Raw genomic sequence first — 19,633 nt, forward strand, 5'->3', positions numbered from 1 at the left:
TTAATCCGCCGGACTTCCGGGGCGGTGAGCCATAGCGACTGCGCGTTGCGGCCCTCCGTCCGGGGCGCGGGCTCGGGCGCCGCGCCTCAGGCGGCAGGCCCGGACTTCAGGCCCGGACTTCAGGCCCGGACTTCAGGTCTCAGGCCGAGACCGCGTGCACGATCAGGGAGGCGAGTTGGGCGTAGGCGTCGGAGTCGCTGAGGCCGGTGCGTTCGCCGAGTTCGCCGCGCTGGATCTGGCGCATGGTCGCCGCAGCCACTTCACCGACGAACGCCGCGTCCACCTCGCGGAACGTGCCGGCCGACACCCCCTCGGCGATCAGCTGACGCACCCGGTCCGCGGCGAGTTGGGTGTTGGACTCGTAGACCTGGCGGGCTGGCGGGAAGTCGGCCATGTCGTCGAGGAACTCGCGGGACAGCGGCCGCAGTTGCTCGGCCACCGCGTTCAGATAGGCGCGGACCCGGTCCGCCGGCGCGGACGTCTGGGCCACTCGCTTCTCCACGGCGGTCGTCGCGCCTCTGAAGTAGTGCTTGACCGCCTCGACCACCAGATCCTGCCTGCTGCCCGCCAGCTGGTAGAGCGTGGTCTTGGAGCAGCGCAGCCGCACCACGAGGTCGTCCAGGGTGAATGCGGAGAAGCCCTCCGCGAGGACCAGCGCCACCAGGCGTTCCATGAGGTCGGCCTGGCGTGCGGTGCGACGGCTGGAAGGCATGCGACCAGCGTAGTCGTGCGCCGCCCTGGTGCTTCCCGGTGATCGGGAGCAGGTGCGCCCCGGGCCGCTACGGCAGGAGTCCCGCCCGGCGTGCCGCCACCACGGCGGCCTGTCGGTTGTTCACGCCGAGCTTGCCCAGGGCGCTGGAGAGATGTGACTTGACGGTCTCCGGCTTCACTCCGAGCCGGTCCGCGGTCTCGGCGTTCGTACAGCCGAGGGCGACCTGTGCCAGCACATCGGTCTCGCGCGCCGTCAGGACCACCACCGGTGTCCCGTGCTGCGGCTGCAGGCGCCGGGCGATCAGCTGAAGGCGCTGCCTCAGCTCCGGATCGTCGACCGCCGCGCTGACGCTGCGCAGCTCGGCGTGCGCCTCACGCAGCCGCTCACTGACGCGCGCCTCCGCCGCCCCCCGGGCGGCTGCCAGCTGCTGTTCGATACGCCGCTCCACCTCGTGGCGTACGGTCAGCTCCCCCGCCAGGCGGCGGGCCACCCGTACCAGGCCCTCGGTGACCCGGTCGCCGAGCGCGACGCTCTCGCGGACAGCGCCGTAGAGCACGCCCTGCGCGGCGCCGCGGACGACCACCGGTACCGCGGTGACGGCGTAGATGCCCTCGGCGAGCACCGGACCGTCGTAGTCGTGCGTGATGGTGCCGGCCGATGCGTAGTCGTGGACCGTGCCGGGCCTCGCCTCGTCGAGGACGCGCCCGCCGAGGCCGAAGCCGCGTTCCACGAGCAGTCCGCTGAGTCCGTCGGTGCGGTTTCCGTTGAAGTACGAGAGCCGCAGCGTGGGCTGCGAGGCGTCACCGGCGAACGCGAAGGGCACCCCGACCTCGCGCCGCACCGAGCGCAGGGCGGTGCGGAAGGCGTCGGCATTGTCGCGCCGCTGTGGCGCGGGCGCACTCTGTTCGGCCACTTCCTCGCCATCCCTCCGTCGACGGCCCTCTCCCCCGTTCGGGGGTATCCGGCTGCGCCGTGCGCGGCCAGAATGCGAAAGATCGCCTGGCGGCGTCAATCCCTCGGACAAGTGGCGGTGCCTCCTTGGACGAAGAGACGAGGAAGCGACACCGTCACGCCCACTGCACGATGGGATGACCGCATGGACTACCGCGACGCACGCGACCTTCTCGTCGGCCTGGCCGGCGATTACGACCGGGCCGTGGCGACCTTCGAGTGGCCGGTGCTGCCGGAGCGCTTCAACTGGGCCACCGACTGGTTCGACTCCTTCGCGCGGGGCAACGACCGCACCGCGCTGTGGATCCTCGAGGAGGACGGCTCCGAGCAGCGGCACAGTTTCGCCGAGCTCGTCGACCGGTCGGACCGCATCGCGACCTGGCTGCGGTCCATCGGGGTCGGCAAGGGCGACCGCGTCCTGCTCATGCTGGGCAACCAGGTCGAGTTGTGGGAGACGATGCTGGCGGTCGCCAAGCTCGGCGCCGTCATCATGCCGACCACGGTCGCGCTCGGGCCCGCGGATCTGGCCGACCGGATCGACCGCGGACGGGCCGGGTTCGTGGTCGCCAACCACGCCGACACCGCGAAGTTCGCCGATGTCGCGGGCGAGTTCACCCGCATCGTGGTCGGCTCACCCGCCGCGGGCTGGCATCCGCTCGCCGACGCCTACGCCATGGAGTCGGCCGGCCCGTTCACCGCGACGACCACGCCGGACGATCCGCTGCTCGTGTACTTCACCTCGGGTACGACCAGCAAGCCGAAGCTGGTCGAGCACACCCACACCTCGTACCCCGTCGGCCATTTGACGACGATGTACTGGATCGGGCTGCGGCCGGGCGACGTGCATCTGACGATCAGTTCGCCGGGCTGGGCGAAGCACGCATGGAGTCTGTTCTTCGCGCCGTGGATCGCCGAGGCGACGGTGTTCGTGTACAACTACGCGCGTTTCGAAGCCAGTTCGCTCCTGGAGCAGATCCGTCGTGCGGGCGTGAACACCTTCTGCGCCCCGCCCACCGTGTGGCGGATGCTCATCCAGTCCGAACTCGGGCCGCGTCCCGAGTCGTTGCGCGAGATTCTCGGCGCCGGCGAGCCGCTCAACCCCGAGGTGATCGCACGGATCGAGGAGGCCTGGGGGCTGACGATCCGGGACGGCTTCGGACAGACGGAGACCACCGCGCAGATCGCCAACTCCCCCGGCCAGCCGGTCAAGCCCGGTTCGATGGGCCGGCCGCTGCCCGGCGTCCCGGTGCTTCTGGTCGACCCGGTGACCGGGGAGCCGGCCGATGACGAGGGCGAGATCTGTCTGGACCTGGCCCGGCGGCCGGTCAATCTGATGACGGGCTATCTGGATGACGCGGAGCGCAACTCCGATGCCATGCAAGGGGGTTACTACCACACGGGCGATGTCGCCTCGCGGGACGCCGACGGCTATCTGACGTACATCGGCCGAACCGACGACGTGTTCAAGTCCTCGGACTACAAGGTGTCCCCGTTCGAGCTGGAGAGCGTGCTCATCGAGCATCCGGCGGTGGTGGAGGCAGCGGTGGTGCCGCAGCCCGACCCGACCCGCCTCTCGGTGCCCAAGGCGTACGTGGCTCTCGCGGAGGGCTGGAAGCCGGACCGGGAGACCGCGCTGGCGATCCTCAGGCATGCCCGCGACACCCTGGCGCCGTTCCTGCGCGTGCGCCGGATCGAGTTCTACGAACTGCCGAAGACGATCTCCGGCAAGATCCGCCGCGTCGAGCTGCGCCGGCGCGAGAACGCGGCTGCCGCCGATGGCACGGGCCCCGCAACGGAGTTCAGGTACGAGGACTTCCCGGAGCTCCGGGCCTGACCGTGGACCCCGGCCGGCCGTACTCCCCCCGAAAGGCGGCCGGCCGGCCGTGCGCGGCGTGCGAGCCTCCTCCGCCCTGCATGCCGCGCACTCCAGGGGATGTCCGCGCCGCGCGCATGGACACCGCCTGGAGCACGGCCGCCGCCGAGGTGCCTCGACCGGGCACCTCGGGGGTGGCCGTCCGGACCCTGGAGGCCGGGTCCGAATCGCCTTCTGTGTAGGTCAGTTGACCTCGCGCTCGTGACCGGACCAGTACGGCTCACGGAGCTTGAACTTCTGGATCTTCCCGGTGGCGGTGCGCGGAATGGCCGGGCGGAACTCGACGGTGGTCGGCGCCTTGTAGCCGGCCATGCGCTTCTTGCAGTGGGCGATGATCTCCGCCTCGTCCGCCTCGGCACCCTCGGCGAGTACCACCAGGGCCTTGATGGTCTCGCCCCACTTCGCGTGCGGTACGCCGATGACCGCGACCTCGGCGACGGCCGGGTGGCTGAAGACCGCGTCCTCGACCTCGATCGACGAGACGTTCTCACCGCCGGTGATGATCACGTCCTTCTTGCGGTCCGAGATCGCCAGGTGGCCGTCGTCCGGGGCGACGGTGCCGCCGTCACCGGTGTGGAACCAGCCGTCCCGCAGAGCGGCCGCGGTCTCCTCCGGCTTGTCCCAGTAGCCGTCGAGGACCACGTTCGACCTGGCAAGGACCTCGCCGGACTCGCCCTCCTTCAGGCGCACTCCGAGGGCGGGCAGGCCGGCCCTGGAGAGTTTGCGGGCTCGTTCCTCGGCGGGCAGTGCGTCGTCCTCGGGGCGGGTGCGGTTGAAGGTCAGGACGGGGGAGGTCTCGGTGAGGCCGTAGATCTGGGTGAATTCCCAGCCCAGCTCCTCGCCGACGCGCTGGATCGTCCGGGACGGCGGGGGCGCGCCCGCGCAGACGATACGTACCGTGTCGCGGCCCGGGATGTCGCCGTCCCAGGTGGCGGCCGCGTTCAGGACCGCGTTCCACACGGCGGGCGCTCCGCACATCAGGGTGACGCCGTGCTCCTCGACCCTGCGCAGGATCTCCGTGCCGTCCACCTTGCGCAGCACCACTTGCTTGGCACCGAGTCCGGCCATCACGAACGGCATGCCCCAGCCGTTGCAGTGGAACATCGGCAAGGTGTGCAGGTAGACATCGCGCTCCCAGGCGCGGGTGTGCAGGCCGAAGGTCAGGGCGTTGACCCAGATATTGCGGTGGGTGAGCTGAACTCCCTTGGGGCGCGCGGTCGTTCCGGACGTGTAGTTGATCGTCGCGGTCGCGTCCTCGTCGGGCTCGGACCAGGGCCGCGGCTGCACTCCGAAGCGCATCAGTTCCGTCTCGGTCTGCTCGCCGAGCACGAAGCGGTGGCGTGCTTTGACATCCGCCAGTGCCTGGTCGATCTCCGGGTCGACGAGCAGCACGGACGCACCGCTCTGGCGGACGACGTAGTCCACCTCGTCGGGGCTCAGACGGAAGTTGACCGGCACGCAGATCCGGCCGCTGGTGGTGATCGCGAACAGCAGCTCGAGGAGGCGGGCGGAGTTGTGACTGACCACGGCGACCCGCTCGCCGACGCCGATGCCCAGGGCGTCGAATCCCGCCTGCCAGGCCCGCACCCGGTCGGCCAGCTGACCGTAGGTGGCGGTGGGCACCGAAGGTGCGGGCTGGTCCGGTTCGTCGACGACGCCGGTGGCGTCGCGGAAGCCGAGTTCCGCCCGGTCCAGGAAGTCGCTGACAGTCATGGGTACGCGCATGGGTCTCCCACTCTCCCGCTCTTCTTCGCAGGCCGCGACCGGAGGAACCCTGACGCGACCCTGACTTTCCCTCATCCTTCCCCGACAAGTGTCAGAAGTCTTTGACACGTTCATCGCGTCGCTGCACCGTGAAGTGGAACGGGCCGCCGAGCTGCAACTCGACGGCCCGGCAAGACAAGAGGCGACCCGCCCGGCTGCGCTGCTCACGGTGCCGTGCGGGGTCTGACACCCCAGTCGATGGAGGTCCACCCATGCCCAGTCCTGCCCTGCCCACTGTAACCGCGGATTCCCGCACCTATGCCGTGTCGATCGCCGATACTCCGGATCAAGTACGGGCGGCCCAGCGGCTGCGATTCGAGGTGTTCGGCGAGGAGTTGGGCGCCCGGCTGCACTCACCGCTGCCGGGTCTCGACGCCGACTCCTTCGACGCGGTGGCCGACCATCTGGTGGTGACCGAGACAGGCTCCGGCAAGGTCGTCGGAACGTACCGGCTGCTGCCGCCCGGGCGGTCCGAACTGCTCTACTCGGACGGCGAGTTCGTGCTGACATCGCTTGCGGGCATACGTCCGCAGCTGGTGGAGGCGGGGCGTTCCTGTGTGCATCCGGACCACCGCTCGGGCGCCGTGATCAACCTGATGTGGTCGGCGCTCGCGCGCTATGTGCTGCTCTCCGGGCACCGCTATCTGGGCGGCTGCGCCTCGGTGCCGCTGGCGGGCGGCGCCCGGGCCGCGACCAGTGCCTGGCTGCTCGGCACGGCCAAGCACGCGGCGCCGCCCGAGCTGCGCGTCCACCCGCGACGGGCCTGGCAGCCGGACGGTCCGCTCGCGGAGCCGGCCAAGTACACCGATCTGCCGCCGCTGTTGCGCGGGTATCTGCGGCTCGGCGCGTGGATCTGCGGAGCACCCGCGTACGACCCGGAGTTCGGGGTCGCCGACTTCTACGTGCTGCTCGACATGGACCGCATCGGCGACCGGTACCGCCGCTATTTCCTCGGGGAGGCGGGGTGAGCGCCTGGACACCGGTCTCGCCGTGCACACCGCGGTGTGCGGTACACCGGGCGCCGCCGGTGCGGACTTCGGTGGCGGTTCGACGGTGCGTCGACTTCCTTGCGGTGGCGGCGGATTCACTGGCCGCGGGTGACTCGCTGGCCGAGCCGGCGGCGATACGTGAGCGCAGCCGGAGGTTCCTGGAGGTCCTCGGGATACGGCTCGAGGGCGCGGACGCGCCGTTGAGCGTGCCGGCCGGCGGGGGCCGGAGGGTGGGGACGCTGATCGCGGCGGACCATGTGTCGTGGCTGGACGTGGTGGCCCTGCTGGCCCGGGAACCGGCGGTGCTGGTCGCGAAGCGCGAGGTCGGGACGTGGCCGCTGATCGGGCGGCTGGCGCACCGCGCCGGCACCTGCTTCCTGGACCGGGATCGTCTCCGGGCTCTGCCGGGGGCCGTGGCCGCCGTGCGTGACCGGCTGACCGCGGGGCAGTCCGTGATGGTGTTCCCGCAGGCGACGACCTGGTGCACGGAGTCGGGCGGTTCGTTCCGCCGGGCGTTGTTCCAGTCGGCGATCGACGCGGGTGCGCCGGTGCGGCCGGTGACGATCAGCTACCGGCAGCACGGCACACCCAGCACCGTGGCGGCGTTCGTCGGTGACGACGGGTTCACCACCTCGCTGCGGCGGGTGGCGCGGGCCGACGGGCTCACCGTCCGGATCGAGGCGCACGAGGCGCTCCGGCCGGGCGAGGGGCTGGACCGCAGGGCCCTTGCCGCCGCCGCTCAGCACTCCTCGCTCGTCGGTTCCCGCACCTCCACGGAGCGCGACGAACCGTCGCAACTCGCCTACCCCACAGGCACGTTGGGGCCGGAGTCGGTGACGGGGCGACATGCTTGAGTGGCTCGACGGGTACGTGCGGCTGCTCCAGGGCGTGGTGGACTCGCCGTGGCTGTGGCTGGTCGTCTTCACGACGGCCGGCCTGGACGCGCTGCTGCCCTTCATGCCCAGCGAGACGACGGTGGTCACGGCGGCGGTCCTGATCGGCCCCGACCCGCAACGGCTCGCCCTGCTGACCCTGCTCGCCGCCACGGGCGCGCTGGCCGGGGACGTGGGCGGGCATGTTCTGGGTCGTCGGGCCGGTCCGCGGGTGCTGCGGCTGCTGTTGCGGGGCGAGCGGGGCCTTGCACGTCAGGAGTGGGCGCGTGCCCAGGTGGAGCGGCATGCCGCGGTGCTGATCGTCGCCGGACGCTACCTGCCGGGCGGCCGGGTGGTGTCCGCGCTGTGCACCGGAAGCATGGGCTACCCCCTACGGCGTTTCGTCGCCTTCGACGCGGTCGGTACGGCGATATGGGCGGTGATGGCGGTGACCATCGGCGCGCTGGGCGGCGCCGCCTTCGCCGAACAGCCGGTGCACGGACTGCTGTTGTCGTCCGCCGTGGTGCTGCTCGTCTCGGTCTCCGTGGAGTGGGGCAGGCGGTACCGGACAGGGCGGCAGGGCGCCGATGAGCTGCCCGCTCAGGTGCCCACGACCGGCCCGAAGCGGATGTCGTAGGCGGACCAGGGGCTGTCGGCGTGCAGCGGCCCCTCCAGGAGCGCGGCCGCCTCCGCCGTCAGCTCGGCCTTCTGCGAGCGGGTCGGGGTACCGAACGCCTCGATGGTCATGACGGCCGTGTCGCCGTCCTCCCGCAGCCGCCACACGCCGGCCAGGAACCCGTCGAGGAGGAACACGCTGTACGCGTAATTCCCTTGCCAGGTACGGCCCTTGTACTCGGCCGGCACGACTCGCGTGCGGTCCGCGTGGGACAGCAGAAGGTTGTCGAACTCGGGCAGGAAGCGGGCCGGGGCCGGGGTGTCCGGGTCGGGCCGCGGGGCGTCCGGCAGGTCGTACAGCAGCGTGCCGCTCTCGTCGTGGAAGGTACGCAGCCGGGGCGCGAGCCGCCCGAAGGCCTCACTCAGACGGGTGAGCCGTGCCCAGGTCTGCATGTCCTTGACGGAGGCGGGCCCGAACGCGGCGAGATAGCGCAGGATCACGTCTTCGGCACGGACCGGGTCCGACTGCGCCGCGCCGTCGGCGCCACGGGATCCCTCGGCGCCGGACGCGGCTGGGGCGACCCACTCGTCGAGGGGCGTGAGCGCCACCTGCCCGCTGCGGCGCCACAGTCCTCGCGGGGTGGCCTGGACCAGAGGCAGCAGACAACGGGCCGCGACGCCGAGCGCCCGGGGGTCGGCGTCCGGCCAGGTGCCCGCCAACTCTTCGCGGAGCTGCCGCAGCGTACGCGGCTCCTTCGCCGCGAACTCCCGGCTGAGCTCGGCCAGTCGGTCCAGATCGACGCCGACGAGCCCCTTGCGGAACTGTCGCAGTTCGCTCTCGATCGCCGGCTGGGTGAACCCGCGCAGAGTGCGCGCGTCGTCGGCCAGGTGCAGGTGGATGGTGGAGCGCATGGTGACCATGCGCACCGCCCGCCGGGACTCGAGCGCGCCGGACAGATCCGCCGGGTCGAAGTCCGCCAGGCGGGCCGCGAGCGCGTAGTAGGGAGGTTTGACGTTCTGCGCCTGGAGGCCGACGAGGTGGCCCACGGCCTCCGCGGCGCCCATCGACGACCGGCCGAGGAGCAGCTGGCGGCTGAGGGTGGCCCGGTTCAGGGCGCGCGGGCCGAGTACCTGCGGAGTGTTCGTCATACCCGGAACGCTAACGGGAGTTGAGGACAATCACGGTCCGCATGTCTGCTCGGGCCGTACGCAGGTGGGCCGTTGTTCACACCGCGGAGCGTGGCGCGTCGGGCCGCGGCGCCGGCGCAGTCCGCATCGGCCCGGACGCCAGGAGCAGCCCGGCGAACACGAGCGGCGCCACCACCTGGTAGCCGGTCCACAACTCGCCCCCGGCGGTGCCGCCGAGCCAGGCGGTGAGCAGCCCGGCCGCGGCCGCCAGCGCCCAGCCACTGTCGTAGGCGATCATCAGCCGGGTGAAGTGGCGCTGCGACCGGCTCCGCACGCAGGCGAGTTCGACGACGCCGCCGACCAGGAGCGCCGCGGCCGACGACCACATAAGCAGGCTGGAGACCCCGATCAGGTCACCGACCCACGAGGCGCAGGCCGCGAAGACCACCCCGAGCAGCACCTTCATCGCACCGTCGGCAGTGGCACCGACGCGCCGGAACGCGGGCGCCTCGGCCATGGCCCGGTCCGCACCCGCGCCCCGGGCCTGTCCTCGCGTCATGAGCAAGCCCTCCCGTGCGCTGCCCGCGCGGGTGCGTGCGAGCCGTCGCACGACGCGTGACTCAGCACCCGCAATTTCCGTAATCTCATTACTAGAATAACGGCATTATGAGAATGACGAGAGCGGAAACCAAGGAGCGCAACCGCCGGGCACTGCTCGACGCCGCACTCGCGGTCGTCTCGCGGGACGGCCCGCGCGCCAGGCTCGAGGAGATCGCCGACCTGGCCGGCCTGTCGACCGGCGCCGTCTATTCACTGTTCGACAGCAAGGGCGGTCTGGTGGCCGCTCTGGTATCGGACACGCTGCAGTCCCAGTACGCGGGGTTCGAAGCGGCCCTTCCCGCGGAAGGGGACCTGCTGGACGCGGTCGACGCCCTCGCGCGGCACAGCCGGCGCGAGTGGGACGCCCCCCAGGCGCGGGCCGGGTTCTCGCTGCAGATCGCGCTGTTCGAGATGGCGCTGCACGATCGCGAGCTCGGGGCGCGGCTCGCCGAGTCCGTACGGGCACAGGAGAGCCGGCTCGTCGAACTGCTGACGGGCCGCAGCCACGACGGGAGCCCCGTCACGGCGGATCAGGCGCGGCGGCTCACCACCGCACTTCGGGCGCTGCTGACCGGACTCGGCCAAGGCACCGCTCTCGGCCTCGCCCCGGGAGCCGACGAACAGTACTTCGCGGACGCCGCCCGCGCGCTGACCCCGGCACTGGTCGCGGACGAGGCGGACTGAGGCTCGGGCCCGCGGTCTACTCCGCCCGCTCTCCCGGCGGGACGATCGCGACCGGTCCGTGGGCATGGGCCACGACCGCGTTGGTGACCGAGCCCATCACCATCGTGTCGGCGCGCAGCCGTCGGCGATGCCGGCCGACCACCACCAGGTCCGCGTTGACCGACGCGTCCACCAGCTGCCCGGCCGGGTCGACGGCCCGCACCACCGGCTGCACGGCGACATCGGGGTAGCGCGCGCGGAACGGCTCGAGGCGGGTGGCCTGCAGGTCGCCGAGCTCGGAGATCGCACTCGGCGCCTCGGGGTCGTTCGTGTCCACGACGGCGAGTTCGCCGACGACCGCGAGAGCGGTGAGCGGGACCAGGAAGGTGGAGACCGTCTGCAGCCGGGCGCCGCGCCGCTGCGCCTCGGCAAAGGCGAACTCGACGACGTCGTCGTCCGTCTCGTCGGGCTCCACACCGAGGACGACCAGCCCGTGCCCACCGGGTGGTACCGGCTCGGCGGCCCGGTCGTCGCCCGGCACGATCACCACCGGGCAGGGCGCGTGCGCCGCGCTCTTGCGTCCGACCGAGCCGAGCAACAGGCTGCGGAAGCCGCCGAGCCCGCGGGAGCCGAGTACGAGCAGGGTGGCGTTCTGTGCGACCTCGGCGAGCGTCCCGGCCACCGGGCCGTTGACCGCCGTATAGCTCAGTGGCGGGAGTCCCGTACGTCCGTCGATGTGCTCACTGATCCGCCGCCGCACCAGATCGCGGTCGAACGCCGGGGACACGGATGCGGGATGGACGGTGGCGGGGGCGGCGGTGTCCCCGGAACCCACGTGCACGGCGAGCACCTCGGTCCCGCGGAACTGCGCTGCCGCCAGGGCCCAGTCGAGGGCCTTCAGGCTGTGGTCGGAGCCGTCAACTGCTGCGATTACCAGGTCGTCGCTGCTCATACGTCCAGGGTGCGCCACGAGTACCGCCTCCCGCAGCCAGGAATGTCCCGTACCGCCCGGTGCGGCGACCCTCCGCACCGGGCCGGACCGGGAGCGAACGCCGAGGCTGCGGACGTACAGTGCCGCGCCGTCCGGCCGGCTCGCCGCGTACCCACGACGGGGCCATCCGGGGGCCGGCACCTCGCCACGGGACAGACCGAAGGGCCCGGCCGAGGCCGAGCCCTTCACAGCACGCGTCGGCTGCCGCCGCCTCCCCCGAGGCCGCGGCAGCCGACGCGGTCGCGGGCACTTCCCGTCCCGAAGTGCCCGCGAGTCCGGAGCGACGTGCTAGTTCACGCCCAGCCAGCCCTCGATGGCGTGCAGGGAGAAGAAGGCCACGAAGATCAGGGCCAGCACCCACATCAGCCAGCCGATGTCCCGGATCCGGCCGGTCACGACCTTGATCAGGACGTGGGCGATGACACCGGCCGCGATACCGACGGTGATCGAGTACGTGAACGGCATCAGCACGGTCGTCAGGAACACCGGGATCGAGGTCGCCGGGTCGTTCCAGTCGATGTGCTTGGCGTTGGTGAGCATCATCGCGCCGATGACCACCAGGGCGGCGGAGGCGACCTGGGTGGGGATCACCTGCGCGAGCGGGGTGAAGAAGAGGCAGAGCGTGAAGGCGAGCCCGGTGATGACGGAGGCGAATCCGGTGCGCGCACCGTCGCCGACGCCGGCGGTCGACTCGACGAACACGGTCTGGCCGGAGGCGCCGGCGAAGCCGCCGATCGCACCGCCGGCACCGTCGACGGCGAGGGCCTTGTTGAGCCCCGGCATCTTGCCGTTCTTGTCGGCGAGGTTGGCCTGCTGGCCGATGCCGATGATGGTGCCCATCGCGTCGAAGAAACCCGCGAGGACCAGGGTGAAGACGATGACACCGACGGTGATGGTGCTGATGTCTCCGAACCCGCTGAAGGAGACGGAGCCGAGTAGCCCGAAGTCGGGACTGGAGACGATCGAGCCGTCCAGGACGGGCGCGTTGAGACCCCAGGCATCCTTGCCGAGGCCCGCGATCTGGTGGACGAGGGCGGCGAAGACGGTGCCTCCGACGATGCCGATGAGCAGCGCGCCGGGGACCTTGCGCACCTGCAGCGCGAAGATCAGCAGCAGTGTGACGGCGAAGCAGACGACGGGCCAGCCGATGAGCTTGTCGTCGATGCCCAGCTGGATGGGCTTGCTGCCCATGTCCCCGTGCTTGCTGGGCATCGAGGTGACGAAACCGGCCTGCACGAAGCCGATGAGCGCGACGAACATGCCGATGCCCATGGTGATGGCGTGCTTGAGGGCCAGCGGGATGGCGTTCATGATCATTTCCCGCAGCCCGGTGACCACGAGCAGGATGATGATGAGGCCGTAGATGACACACATGGCCATCGCGTTGCCCCAGGTCATCTCCGGTGCGACCTGGAAGGCGAGTACCGCGGAGACGCTGAGGCCCGCGGCGAGGGCGAGCGGCACATTGCCGATCAGGCCCATGACGATGGTGGTGGCAGCGGCGGCGAACGCCGTCGCCGTCGTGAGCTGATCGCCGTCGAGCTTGGCTCCGGTGGCGTCGGGCACCGAGAGGATGACCGGGTTCAGAAGGATGATGTACGCCATCGCCATGAAGGTGGTGACGCCGCCACGCACCTCCCGGCCGACGGTCGACCCGCGCTGCGTTATGTGGAAGTACCGGTCGAGCCAGGACCTGCCGGCCGGGACGCGAGATCCGTCACCCGCGTCGTCGGCGACTGCCCTGGGCTCCATGGACTGCTGGGTCATGGTGCCTCTCCCAAGGTTCATAGGGGCACCCGCGCCAGGGCTCCGGGAGTCGTCCGGCGCGGGTTTTGGGATGTTGCATGGCTGCACGACCCGGGGGACGGCCCGAGACGAACGGAAGGGGTACTGCGGGGTGCCGCGACCGCGAGCGGCGGCCGGGCATCCGGCGGAGCCGGAGCTCCGGACGGAAGAGCCGGTGAAGTGTGACGTTCCCGGGGCTCCCGTCCGGAGAGCTGTAGGGACTCGCGTCCCGGACGTAGGTCAGGTTCCGGTGGAGTGCCCGGCCTGCACGGCCGGCGCCTGGTTCCGCCTCGCGGAGCGAAGGAAGTCCATGGACGGCTCTCTATCTCTGTGTCGTTCGTACGAGGTACTGCGGGGGCCGGGTGGCCGGTGAGCCTCGGCCCTGGCGAGCATCGGGACGGCGCCCGGTTCTCCGCGCCCGGCCTCGATCTCGTTCATTCGGTGTTCATATGGAGTGGGCCCAGTACACCCGCCCGGCAGCGCCAGAGTCAGTCACCGAAACCATGAAGGAGTTGGCTGGCAGCAGCGGTGGTCTTGTAGATTCGTATGAACGGCGGGCTCCGTAACCCGTCGCGCCTCGGCTGCAACCACCACATCGGCCCCACAACGGTCCGCGCGGTGACCAGCAGGGTGAGTTACGTACACGACAAAGGATCGGCGGCGACACCATGCGGCTGCGCGCACTGCTCGACACGGACGCGCTGGGGCTGCGGCTGCTCGGCGGGACCGACGAACTGGACCGGGCGGTCCGCGGTGTGATGACCACCGATCTCAAGGACCCGAGCCGCTATCTGTCCGGCGGTGAACTGGTGCTCACCGGCCTCGCCTGGCGGCACGACCCCGCGGACACCGAGCCGTTCGTGCGCATCCTGGCCACCGCGGGTGTCGCTGCGCTCGCGGCCGGTGAGGCGGAGCTCGCCTCGGTGCCGGACGATCTGGTCGAGGCCTGCGCCAAGCACCGGCTGCCGCTCTTCGCGGTGAACGAGCAGGTGGCGTTCGCCAAGATCACCGAACATGTGGTCCGGCAGGTCTCGGGCGAGCGGGCGGGGGATCTCGCGGCGGTCGTGGACCGGCACCGGCGGCTGATGACCTCCGGCCCGACCGGCGGCGGCCCCGATGTGGTCCTCGATCTGCTCGGCTCCGACCTCGACCTGCGGGCCTGGGTCCTGTCCCCGACCGGACGCCCCGTCGCGGGCCGGGCAGGCGAGTTGACCGCGCCCGTCGCCGCGGCGCTCGCGGCCGAGCATCTCGCCGCGGCGCGCACCGACCGGCGCGCTCCGCACCGCGTCGCGGTCGGTGGTACGACGTACTCGCTGTTCCCGGTCCGCAGCAGCGGACGCGGCGCGGGGCAGGCGCCCCGCGACATACGGGAGAGCGTCCTGTCCGACTGGGTACTGGCGGTCGACGCGGATGCCGGCGACTGGCCGGAGGAGCGCCTCGACCTGCTGCGCGGCGTCACCCAGCTCATCGCCGTCGAACGCGACCGCCGCGACGCGGCCCGCACGGTGCGTCGCAGGCTCGCCCAGGAAGTACTCGAACTCGTCCAGGCCGGTGCGGCGCCCGCCGAGATCGCGGCCCGGCTCAGGGTCGCCGCCCCCGTACTCCTGCCGGGTCTCGGATCGGCACCACACTGGCAGGTCGTGGTGGCCCGGGTCGAGTGGGAGGGCGGGGACGTGGACGCCGGTCCCGTCACCCAGTCGCTGCTCGAGGAGATCCTGGTGGACCCGAGCGCCTCGGGCGCCGAACCGTCGGACCGTATCGCCGTCGCGCACGCGGGCGGCGAGGCGATCGCCCTGGTCCCCCTGCCCTCGGTACCCGCGGACGACGACGAGGGCGAGCAGGGTCTGCACGCCGACTCGCTCCTGGAGACGGTGCGCGATCCGCTCTCCGCCGGGCTCTCCGACGACGGTCGGCTCACCCTCGGCGTCAGCGCCGCCGTGCACTCCGCGGAGGGGCTGCGCGGCGCACTGGAGGAGGCCCGGCACGCCCGCCGAGTGGCGGCGGCCCGGCCGGGCCGGGTGTGCGCGGCGGGACATCAGGAGCTGGCGTCGCACGTCCTGCTGCTGCCGTTCGTCCCGGACGACGTACGCCGTGCGTTCACCGCGCGACTCCTCGACCCGCTGCGGGACTACGACCTGCGCCACCGCGCCGAGTTGATCCCGACCCTCGAGGCGTTCCTGGACTGCGACGGCTCCTGGACGCGCTGCGCCGCCCGCCTCCACCTGCACGTCAACACCCTGCGCTACCGCGTCGGCCGCATCGAACAGCTCACCGGCCGCGACCTCTCCCGCCTCGAGGACAAGCTCGACTTCTTCCTGGCCCTGCGCATGAGCTGACTGACCACCGCTGCGAGTGCGGCCTCGGGGAACGTCGGTACGGCGGTTGGCGCGGAGCCGTCGATCTCGGTCGCTGAGCACAGTGGGGCGGTCCGTCGGCAGGTTCCGGCCTGATGACCCGGTGGATGTGCCGTGGACGGTGCTCGGGCACGTCGCCCCGCACAGCAACTCGGCATCGAGGCTGCCTCTGCGTGAGCCGGCACACCGCACGAAGCAACTCGGCATCGAGGCTGCCTCTGCGCGAACCGGCACACCGCACGCAAGCCGACGGCGTACGAGCGACGGCGATCAGGTCCAACAAGTCGCCCAGGGCGTCATCTGGGCGTCCGGAACCGCGCGTTGGGCGAGGAACCGCAGCGGGAACGGCGCCGCGGTCCCGGCTGTGATCCTCTCCGGGAGTGCCGGGCAGCCCGGCCGGTGTCCGGGAGGCTCTCGGCCCGGTGGGCGGCTTCCCGCACGTCGGCGCCGCGCGGGCGTGGGCGGGGATGAACGCGACGGTGCCGGGCGGCAGATGGCCCTCGACGGTGCCGTCCACGGCCAGTGGGACGCGGGCGCGGCCGCGCAGTGAAGACGCGGGCGCGCGGCGCAACGATCTGTACGACCTCGCCGCACCACTGCCGAGCTATGTCAGCGGTCGCGTCGCACTGATCGGCGACGCCGCGCACGCGATGACACCCGATCTCGGCCGGGGCGCCTGTGAAGCGCTGGTCGACGGGGTAACCGTGGCCCGCGAACTCACCGGCCGCGCACGGGTCGAGGACGCCCTGGCCGCCTACGACGCCTCCCGCCGCCGGCCCACCCGGCGCCTGGCCCGCGCTGCCCGGATCATGAACCGGGCAGTACACACCCCGCGCCATATCGCTCCGGTCCGGAACTCGGCGATGCGGCTGTTCTTGGCTGTGGGCAGACCACCGGCCTGACCGCGCCGGGAAGCCGAGTGCCCAGCGGCACCCGCAGACCGGCTGCGGACGGCCGCCGCGATCAAGGCACCGACGCGACCCGACGCCTTGATCAACCGCTTGACGTCAACGACCGCTTGCCGTCAACAACCGCTTGCCGTCAACCGCTGTACCGAAGCCCCCAGGGCAGAAGTCCTGAGCGGCCCCTGGGCCCGACCGCCATCGCCGAGTCGGCCCGGCACATGAAGCCCTTCCGGCGATCGAGAACGGCGCTTACAGCACACCCCTGCCGCCGGTCAACCCCCGTACTCGTTTGTGAATTCCTTCACCCACCCCCTTGGCGGGTCGCCGGAATTCATGCTGAGATGCGGGCCACAGCTCAATGACGCGCTCCGGGGAGGGGAATGTGGCGGATACCGCCATGTCTGATTCAGGTCCCGTGTCCGATTCCAGGACGTCCGCTCTCCAGACCGCGGTATGGCGGCTGCGCTCACGCGGCTGCTGGACCGACGCGGCGGCGTTGCTCGAGCGGGACCACAGTCCCGGCGCCGCGGTGCAGCGCGTCTCCCTTCTCGTGGAGCGCTGTCTGTTCACCGAGCGCGGCTGGAGTGACGCCGAGGACGCCCTGCGCACCGCGGAGGCCATGGCGAAGAACGACGACGAGCGCGGCGCCGCAGCCTGCGAACGCGGCCAACTCGCCTACGCGGCAACGGTCCTGGGTGTGCGTGACCGCGCCGACGAAGCAAGCGCCGCACTCGGCAGAGCGGCCGCCCTGCTCGCACCGAACGCCGCCGGCCGACCCCTGCTCGACTTCCGCCGCGGTCTGATCGCCGAACACATCGCGGACTCACCGCAGTCCGCCCGCGCCGCATACCGCCGCGCACACGCAGGTGCCACTGCCGTACAGGACCCGCTGCTGCTGTCCTTCACCTGGCGGCACCTGGCCGGACTGGCCCTGCGCGAAGGCGAGTTGGCGGAGGCACGGCACGGTTTCGCGGAATCCCTGCGCATCCGGGAGGAACTCGGCTATCTGGTGGGCACGGCTCCGGCCCTCGCCGCACTCGCCGACGCGGAGCCGGACCCCGAGGCGGGGCGGCTGCGCGCGGAGGCGGCCCGCCTGTTCCGACTGCTCGGTGGCGTACCCACGTGGCTGGCGGCCCAGTTGACCCCGCCGGCGCCGGTCGTCTGACTCTGCGGCGGGTTCGAGTGAACTCCAGCCGTACGGGTCGTAGTTGACGATGCGTGAGCCCTGGAGCAAGGCAGGGGGTGCTTTCCCTCGGCGCCCCCTGCCGCTCCGTCACCCCCTGCCTACGACTGTTCGTCCGCTCCCCCGGCCGTCCCGACGAGCACTGTCGCCCACAGCTCCTCGCAGTACTCGACACGGGAGTCGAAACCGGCCGCGGTCATCGCTGCCAGCGTGTGTTCGGCCTGACGTTCGCCGGTCTCGATCAGCAGACTGCCGCCGGGAGCAAGCCAGTTCGGCGCTTCGGCCGTGACCCTGCGCTGTACGTCGAGCCCGTCCACGCCGCCGTCGAGCGCCACCCGTGGCTCGTGGTCGCGGGCCTCGGGAGGCATCAGGCCGATCGAACCGGTCGGCACATAGGGCGCGTTGACGACCAGTACGTCGATCCGTCCGCGCAACTCCACGGGGAGCGCGGCATAGAGATCACCCTCGTGGACGTGACCGCCGCGCGCCGCCACGTTGTGCCGCGCCCACCGGACGGCCTCGGGTTCCACGTCGGCCGCGTGCAGTACGACACCGGGTACGGCCTCGGCGACCGCGGCCGCCACGGCGCCGGAACCGCAGCACAGGTCGACGACGACCGAGCCGGGCCGCGCGAGCCGCCCGCCCAGTTCGGCGAGGAACTCGGTGCGACGCCTCGGCACGAACACGCCGGGCCCTACGGCGATCCGCAGACCGCAGAACTCGGCCCAGCCGAGCAGATGTTCCAGCGGGAGGCCGTCGACGCGGCGACGGACCAGCGCCCCGAGCCGGTCGGGGGTATCCGCGGCGGCGATCAGCAGTCGAGCCTCGTCCTCGGCGAACACACAGCCCCCGGCGCGCAGTTCGGCGACAACCGCGCCGAAGGTGGCGGACGGGTCACCGGACGCGGGAGCGGAGGAAGAGGTCGAACCGGACGAAGCAGAAGATGAAACGGGCATGGAAGCCTTCCGGAAACCGAAGGGCGCCCTCACGAACCGCACCGCCGCATCAGACGGATCGAACGGCTCCACGAGGAGAGCACCCTGCCAACACCTCGGAAATGGGTCTCACCTCCCCGGTCGTCTCCGTGTTCGGACGCCTCACCCTACATCCCGGCCGCGCCTCCCACCTGCGGGGTCCCGCTGCGGCTCGCGTCCCGCCGGGCTAATTCGTACGGCTGAAGTGCCGGCGTACGACGGACTCTGCGGTGGGCAGGTCCGCGGCAGCAAGGGCGTCGACGAGCGCCGTGTGTTCCGCGGCGTCGGCGACCAGATCCGCGCGCCGGACCACCGGGCTGACCTGGCTCGGCCACTGTGCGCGCCGGTGCAGGTCGTCGGCGACGGCGACGAGCTGGCGATTGCCCGCGAGGGAGAGGACCGCGCGATGGAAGGCCCGGTCCGCCTCCAGGTAGCGCCCCACGTCGCCGCAGACCGCAGCGGTCTCGGTCGCCTCGGCGAGCGGACGAAGGGCCGCCCAGCGCTCGGCGGGCTCCGACCGTGCGAGCTCCAGCACCACCGGAACCTCCAACAGGGCCCGCACCTCGGTCAGTTCGGCGATGTCCCGGGCACTGCGTTCGGCGATCCGGAAGCCGCGGTTGGGCACCACTTCGACGGCGCCGTCGTGAGCCAGTCGCTGCATGGCCTCGCGTACAGGCGTCGCGGAAACCCCGAATCGGGCACCGAGTGCGGGGGCCGAGTAGACCTCGCCGGGGACGAACTCACCGGCCGCGATGGCCGCCCTCAGCGCTTCGAGCACCTGCCCGCGTACCGAGTGCCGCTGGACCGGTACCGCCGCCGTGCGCCGCTCCCCGGCGTCGTGGTCGGGGCGGTCACCGCGGGTGGTGGCGTCTCGGGGTGCCTCGTACGCGGGGCCGTGATCGGAGCAGCTCGAGGCACCGGGCACGAGCCCCTGGGCGGGGTGGTCACCCGGATGGTCCCGCCAGGCGTTCCGAGTCGCTTGCGGGTCGCGCGGCGTGGGCACGTCGGTCCGAGCCGGCAGCGCGGACGCGGGACGCGGGGCCACCTGCGCGCGTTCGGCCGCCGTGCGCTGCGTTTCCGCGGCGGGCGCGGCGTCGGGCCGCGAGGCGTCAGGCCGTTCGTCACCGTGCGTAGCGCCGGTGCGACGCGCTCCGGGCTGCTCCACTCGGTCCTCCTCCCGGCGCTCCGGCGCCCGGCATGTCAGGCCGGGCACGACGTGCACGATAGGCGCAGAGTGCTCGAGTTCAAACATCAGAAGCCTCGGGTAAGGTAAG

The 19,633-nt window shown here is 71.7% G+C and carries 17 protein-coding genes; 8 read left to right on the plus strand and 9 right to left on the minus strand.

Going from position 1 to position 19,633, the window contains the following annotated elements; genetic code table 11:
* Window positions 1–139: 139 nt before the first annotated feature.
* Both DSC45_RS11950 and DSC45_RS11955 read right to left on the minus strand, forming a co-directional pair.
* The gene (locus DSC45_RS11950) at window positions 140–712 is read right to left on the minus strand and encodes a TetR/AcrR family transcriptional regulator (RefSeq protein ID WP_119289995.1); all 573 of its coding nucleotides are present in this window, start codon (window positions 710–712) and stop codon (window positions 140–142) included.
* 67 nt (window positions 713–779) lie between these two features.
* Window positions 780–1,625 carry a helix-turn-helix transcriptional regulator gene (locus tag DSC45_RS11955; protein ID WP_119289997.1) on the minus strand — a complete coding sequence of 282 codons (846 nt, stop codon included), beginning with the start codon at window positions 1,623–1,625 and terminating at the stop codon, window positions 780–782.
* A 183-nt stretch (window positions 1,626–1,808) separates the two neighbouring features.
* Between DSC45_RS11955 and DSC45_RS11960 the strand changes: the two genes are divergently transcribed.
* Entirely contained in the window at window positions 1,809–3,497 is a 1,689-nt protein-coding gene (locus DSC45_RS11960; protein WP_119289999.1) for an AMP-binding protein, read from the plus strand.
* A 222-nt stretch (window positions 3,498–3,719) separates the two neighbouring features.
* Here the strand turns inward: DSC45_RS11960 and DSC45_RS11965 are convergent, their stop codons facing one another.
* The gene (locus DSC45_RS11965) at window positions 3,720–5,261 is read right to left on the minus strand and encodes an AMP-binding protein (RefSeq protein WP_119290001.1); all 1,542 of its coding nucleotides are present in this window, start codon (window positions 5,259–5,261) and stop codon (window positions 3,720–3,722) included.
* 251 nt (window positions 5,262–5,512) lie between these two features.
* Here DSC45_RS11965 and DSC45_RS11970 point away from each other — a divergent pair, with 251 nt between their 5' ends.
* The 3 genes from DSC45_RS11970 (at window position 5,513) to DSC45_RS11980 (ending at window position 7,798) form a co-directional block, all read left to right on the plus strand.
* On the plus strand, window positions 5,513–6,268 hold the full coding sequence (locus DSC45_RS11970; RefSeq protein ID WP_119290003.1) for a GNAT family N-acetyltransferase: 756 nt from the start codon (window positions 5,513–5,515) through the stop codon (window positions 6,266–6,268).
* A gap of 71 nt (window positions 6,269–6,339) precedes the next feature.
* Window positions 6,340–7,143: a lysophospholipid acyltransferase family protein gene (locus DSC45_RS11975; RefSeq protein WP_240434593.1), complete on the plus strand. Its 804-nt coding sequence runs from the start codon at window positions 6,340–6,342 to the stop codon at window positions 7,141–7,143.
* Window positions 7,136–7,798 carry a DedA family protein gene (locus tag DSC45_RS11980; RefSeq protein WP_119290007.1) on the plus strand — a complete coding sequence of 221 codons (663 nt, stop codon included), beginning with the start codon at window positions 7,136–7,138 and terminating at the stop codon, window positions 7,796–7,798. Before DSC45_RS11975 ends, DSC45_RS11980 begins: the two co-directional genes overlap by 8 nt.
* Here the strand turns inward: DSC45_RS11980 and DSC45_RS11985 are convergent.
* Window positions 7,762–8,925: a winged helix DNA-binding domain-containing protein gene (locus DSC45_RS11985; protein ID WP_119290009.1), complete on the minus strand. Its 1,164-nt coding sequence runs from the start codon at window positions 8,923–8,925 to the stop codon at window positions 7,762–7,764. The two genes, DSC45_RS11980 and DSC45_RS11985, sit on opposite strands and share 37 nt — an antisense overlap.
* 76 nt (window positions 8,926–9,001) lie before the next feature.
* A complete protein-coding gene (locus DSC45_RS11990; protein ID WP_346426656.1) occupies window positions 9,002–9,463 on the minus strand; it encodes a hypothetical protein in 462 nt (153 codons plus the stop codon).
* Between the two features lie 113 nt (window positions 9,464–9,576).
* Here DSC45_RS11990 and DSC45_RS11995 point away from each other — a divergent pair, with 113 nt between their 5' ends.
* Window positions 9,577–10,188 (plus strand): TetR/AcrR family transcriptional regulator, encoded by a 612-nt coding sequence (locus tag DSC45_RS11995; RefSeq protein WP_119290013.1) that lies wholly within the window; start codon window positions 9,577–9,579, stop codon window positions 10,186–10,188.
* Between the two features lie 16 nt (window positions 10,189–10,204).
* Here DSC45_RS11995 and DSC45_RS12000 read toward each other — a convergent pair whose 3' ends face one another.
* On the minus strand, window positions 10,205–11,119 hold the full coding sequence (locus DSC45_RS12000) for a universal stress protein (RefSeq protein ID WP_162929198.1): 915 nt from the start codon (window positions 11,117–11,119) through the stop codon (window positions 10,205–10,207).
* Between the two features lie 327 nt (window positions 11,120–11,446).
* Window positions 11,447–12,925, minus strand: a complete 1,479-nt coding sequence (locus tag DSC45_RS12005) for an NCS2 family permease (protein ID WP_119290016.1) — start codon at window positions 12,923–12,925, stop codon at window positions 11,447–11,449.
* A 686-nt stretch (window positions 12,926–13,611) separates the two neighbouring features.
* On the opposite strand from DSC45_RS12005, the gene DSC45_RS12010 reads away from it, so the two are divergent.
* From DSC45_RS12010 to DSC45_RS12020, 3 genes are all read left to right on the plus strand, one after another.
* Entirely contained in the window at window positions 13,612–15,279 is a 1,668-nt protein-coding gene (locus DSC45_RS12010) for a PucR family transcriptional regulator (RefSeq protein WP_119290018.1), read from the plus strand.
* Window positions 15,280–15,677: 398 nt separating this feature from the next.
* Window positions 15,678–16,199, plus strand: a complete 522-nt coding sequence (locus DSC45_RS36800; protein ID WP_276145454.1) for an FAD-dependent monooxygenase — start codon at window positions 15,678–15,680, stop codon at window positions 16,197–16,199.
* A 400-nt stretch (window positions 16,200–16,599) separates the two neighbouring features.
* A complete protein-coding gene (locus DSC45_RS12020; RefSeq protein WP_119290020.1) occupies window positions 16,600–17,367 on the plus strand; it encodes a hypothetical protein in 768 nt (255 codons plus the stop codon).
* Between the two features lie 119 nt (window positions 17,368–17,486).
* Here DSC45_RS12020 and DSC45_RS12025 read toward each other — a convergent pair whose 3' ends face one another.
* Window positions 17,487–18,341, minus strand: a complete 855-nt coding sequence (locus DSC45_RS12025) for a putative protein N(5)-glutamine methyltransferase (RefSeq protein WP_119290022.1) — start codon at window positions 18,339–18,341, stop codon at window positions 17,487–17,489.
* Between the two features lie 205 nt (window positions 18,342–18,546).
* Entirely contained in the window at window positions 18,547–19,572 is a 1,026-nt protein-coding gene (locus DSC45_RS12030) for an FCD domain-containing protein (RefSeq protein ID WP_240434594.1), read from the minus strand.
* Between the last annotated feature and the right edge of the window lie 61 nt (window positions 19,573–19,633).

The organism is Streptomyces sp. YIM 130001, from assembly GCF_003574445.1.
Taxonomy (GTDB): Bacteria; Actinomycetota; Actinomycetes; order Streptomycetales; family Streptomycetaceae; genus Streptomyces.

Coding starts and splice junctions, on each gene's coding strand:
- DSC45_RS11950 (WP_119289995.1), bottom strand. CDS start 712: ATGCCTTCCAGCCGTCGCACCGCACGCCAGGCCGACCTCATGGAACGC.
- DSC45_RS11960 (WP_119289999.1), top strand. CDS start 1,809: ATGGACTACCGCGACGCACGCGACCTTCTCGTCGGCCTGGCCGGCGAT.
- DSC45_RS11965 (WP_119290001.1), bottom strand. CDS start 5,261: ATGCGCGTACCCATGACTGTCAGCGACTTCCTGGACCGGGCGGAACTC.
- DSC45_RS11970 (WP_119290003.1), top strand. CDS start 5,513: ATGCCCAGTCCTGCCCTGCCCACTGTAACCGCGGATTCCCGCACCTAT.
- DSC45_RS11980 (WP_119290007.1), top strand. CDS start 7,136: ATGCTTGAGTGGCTCGACGGGTACGTGCGGCTGCTCCAGGGCGTGGTG.
- DSC45_RS11985 (WP_119290009.1), bottom strand. CDS start 8,925: ATGACGAACACTCCGCAGGTACTCGGCCCGCGCGCCCTGAACCGGGCC.
- DSC45_RS11990 (WP_346426656.1), bottom strand. CDS start 9,463: ATGACGCGAGGACAGGCCCGGGGCGCGGGTGCGGACCGGGCCATGGCC.
- DSC45_RS11995 (WP_119290013.1), top strand. CDS start 9,577: ATGACGAGAGCGGAAACCAAGGAGCGCAACCGCCGGGCACTGCTCGAC.
- DSC45_RS12000 (WP_162929198.1), bottom strand. CDS start 11,119: ATGAGCAGCGACGACCTGGTAATCGCAGCAGTTGACGGCTCCGACCAC.
- DSC45_RS12005 (WP_119290016.1), bottom strand. CDS start 12,925: ATGACCCAGCAGTCCATGGAGCCCAGGGCAGTCGCCGACGACGCGGGT.
- DSC45_RS12010 (WP_119290018.1), top strand. CDS start 13,612: ATGCGGCTGCGCGCACTGCTCGACACGGACGCGCTGGGGCTGCGGCTG.
- DSC45_RS12020 (WP_119290020.1), top strand. CDS start 16,600: ATGTCTGATTCAGGTCCCGTGTCCGATTCCAGGACGTCCGCTCTCCAG.
- DSC45_RS12025 (WP_119290022.1), bottom strand. CDS start 18,341: ATGCCCGTTTCATCTTCTGCTTCGTCCGGTTCGACCTCTTCCTCCGCT.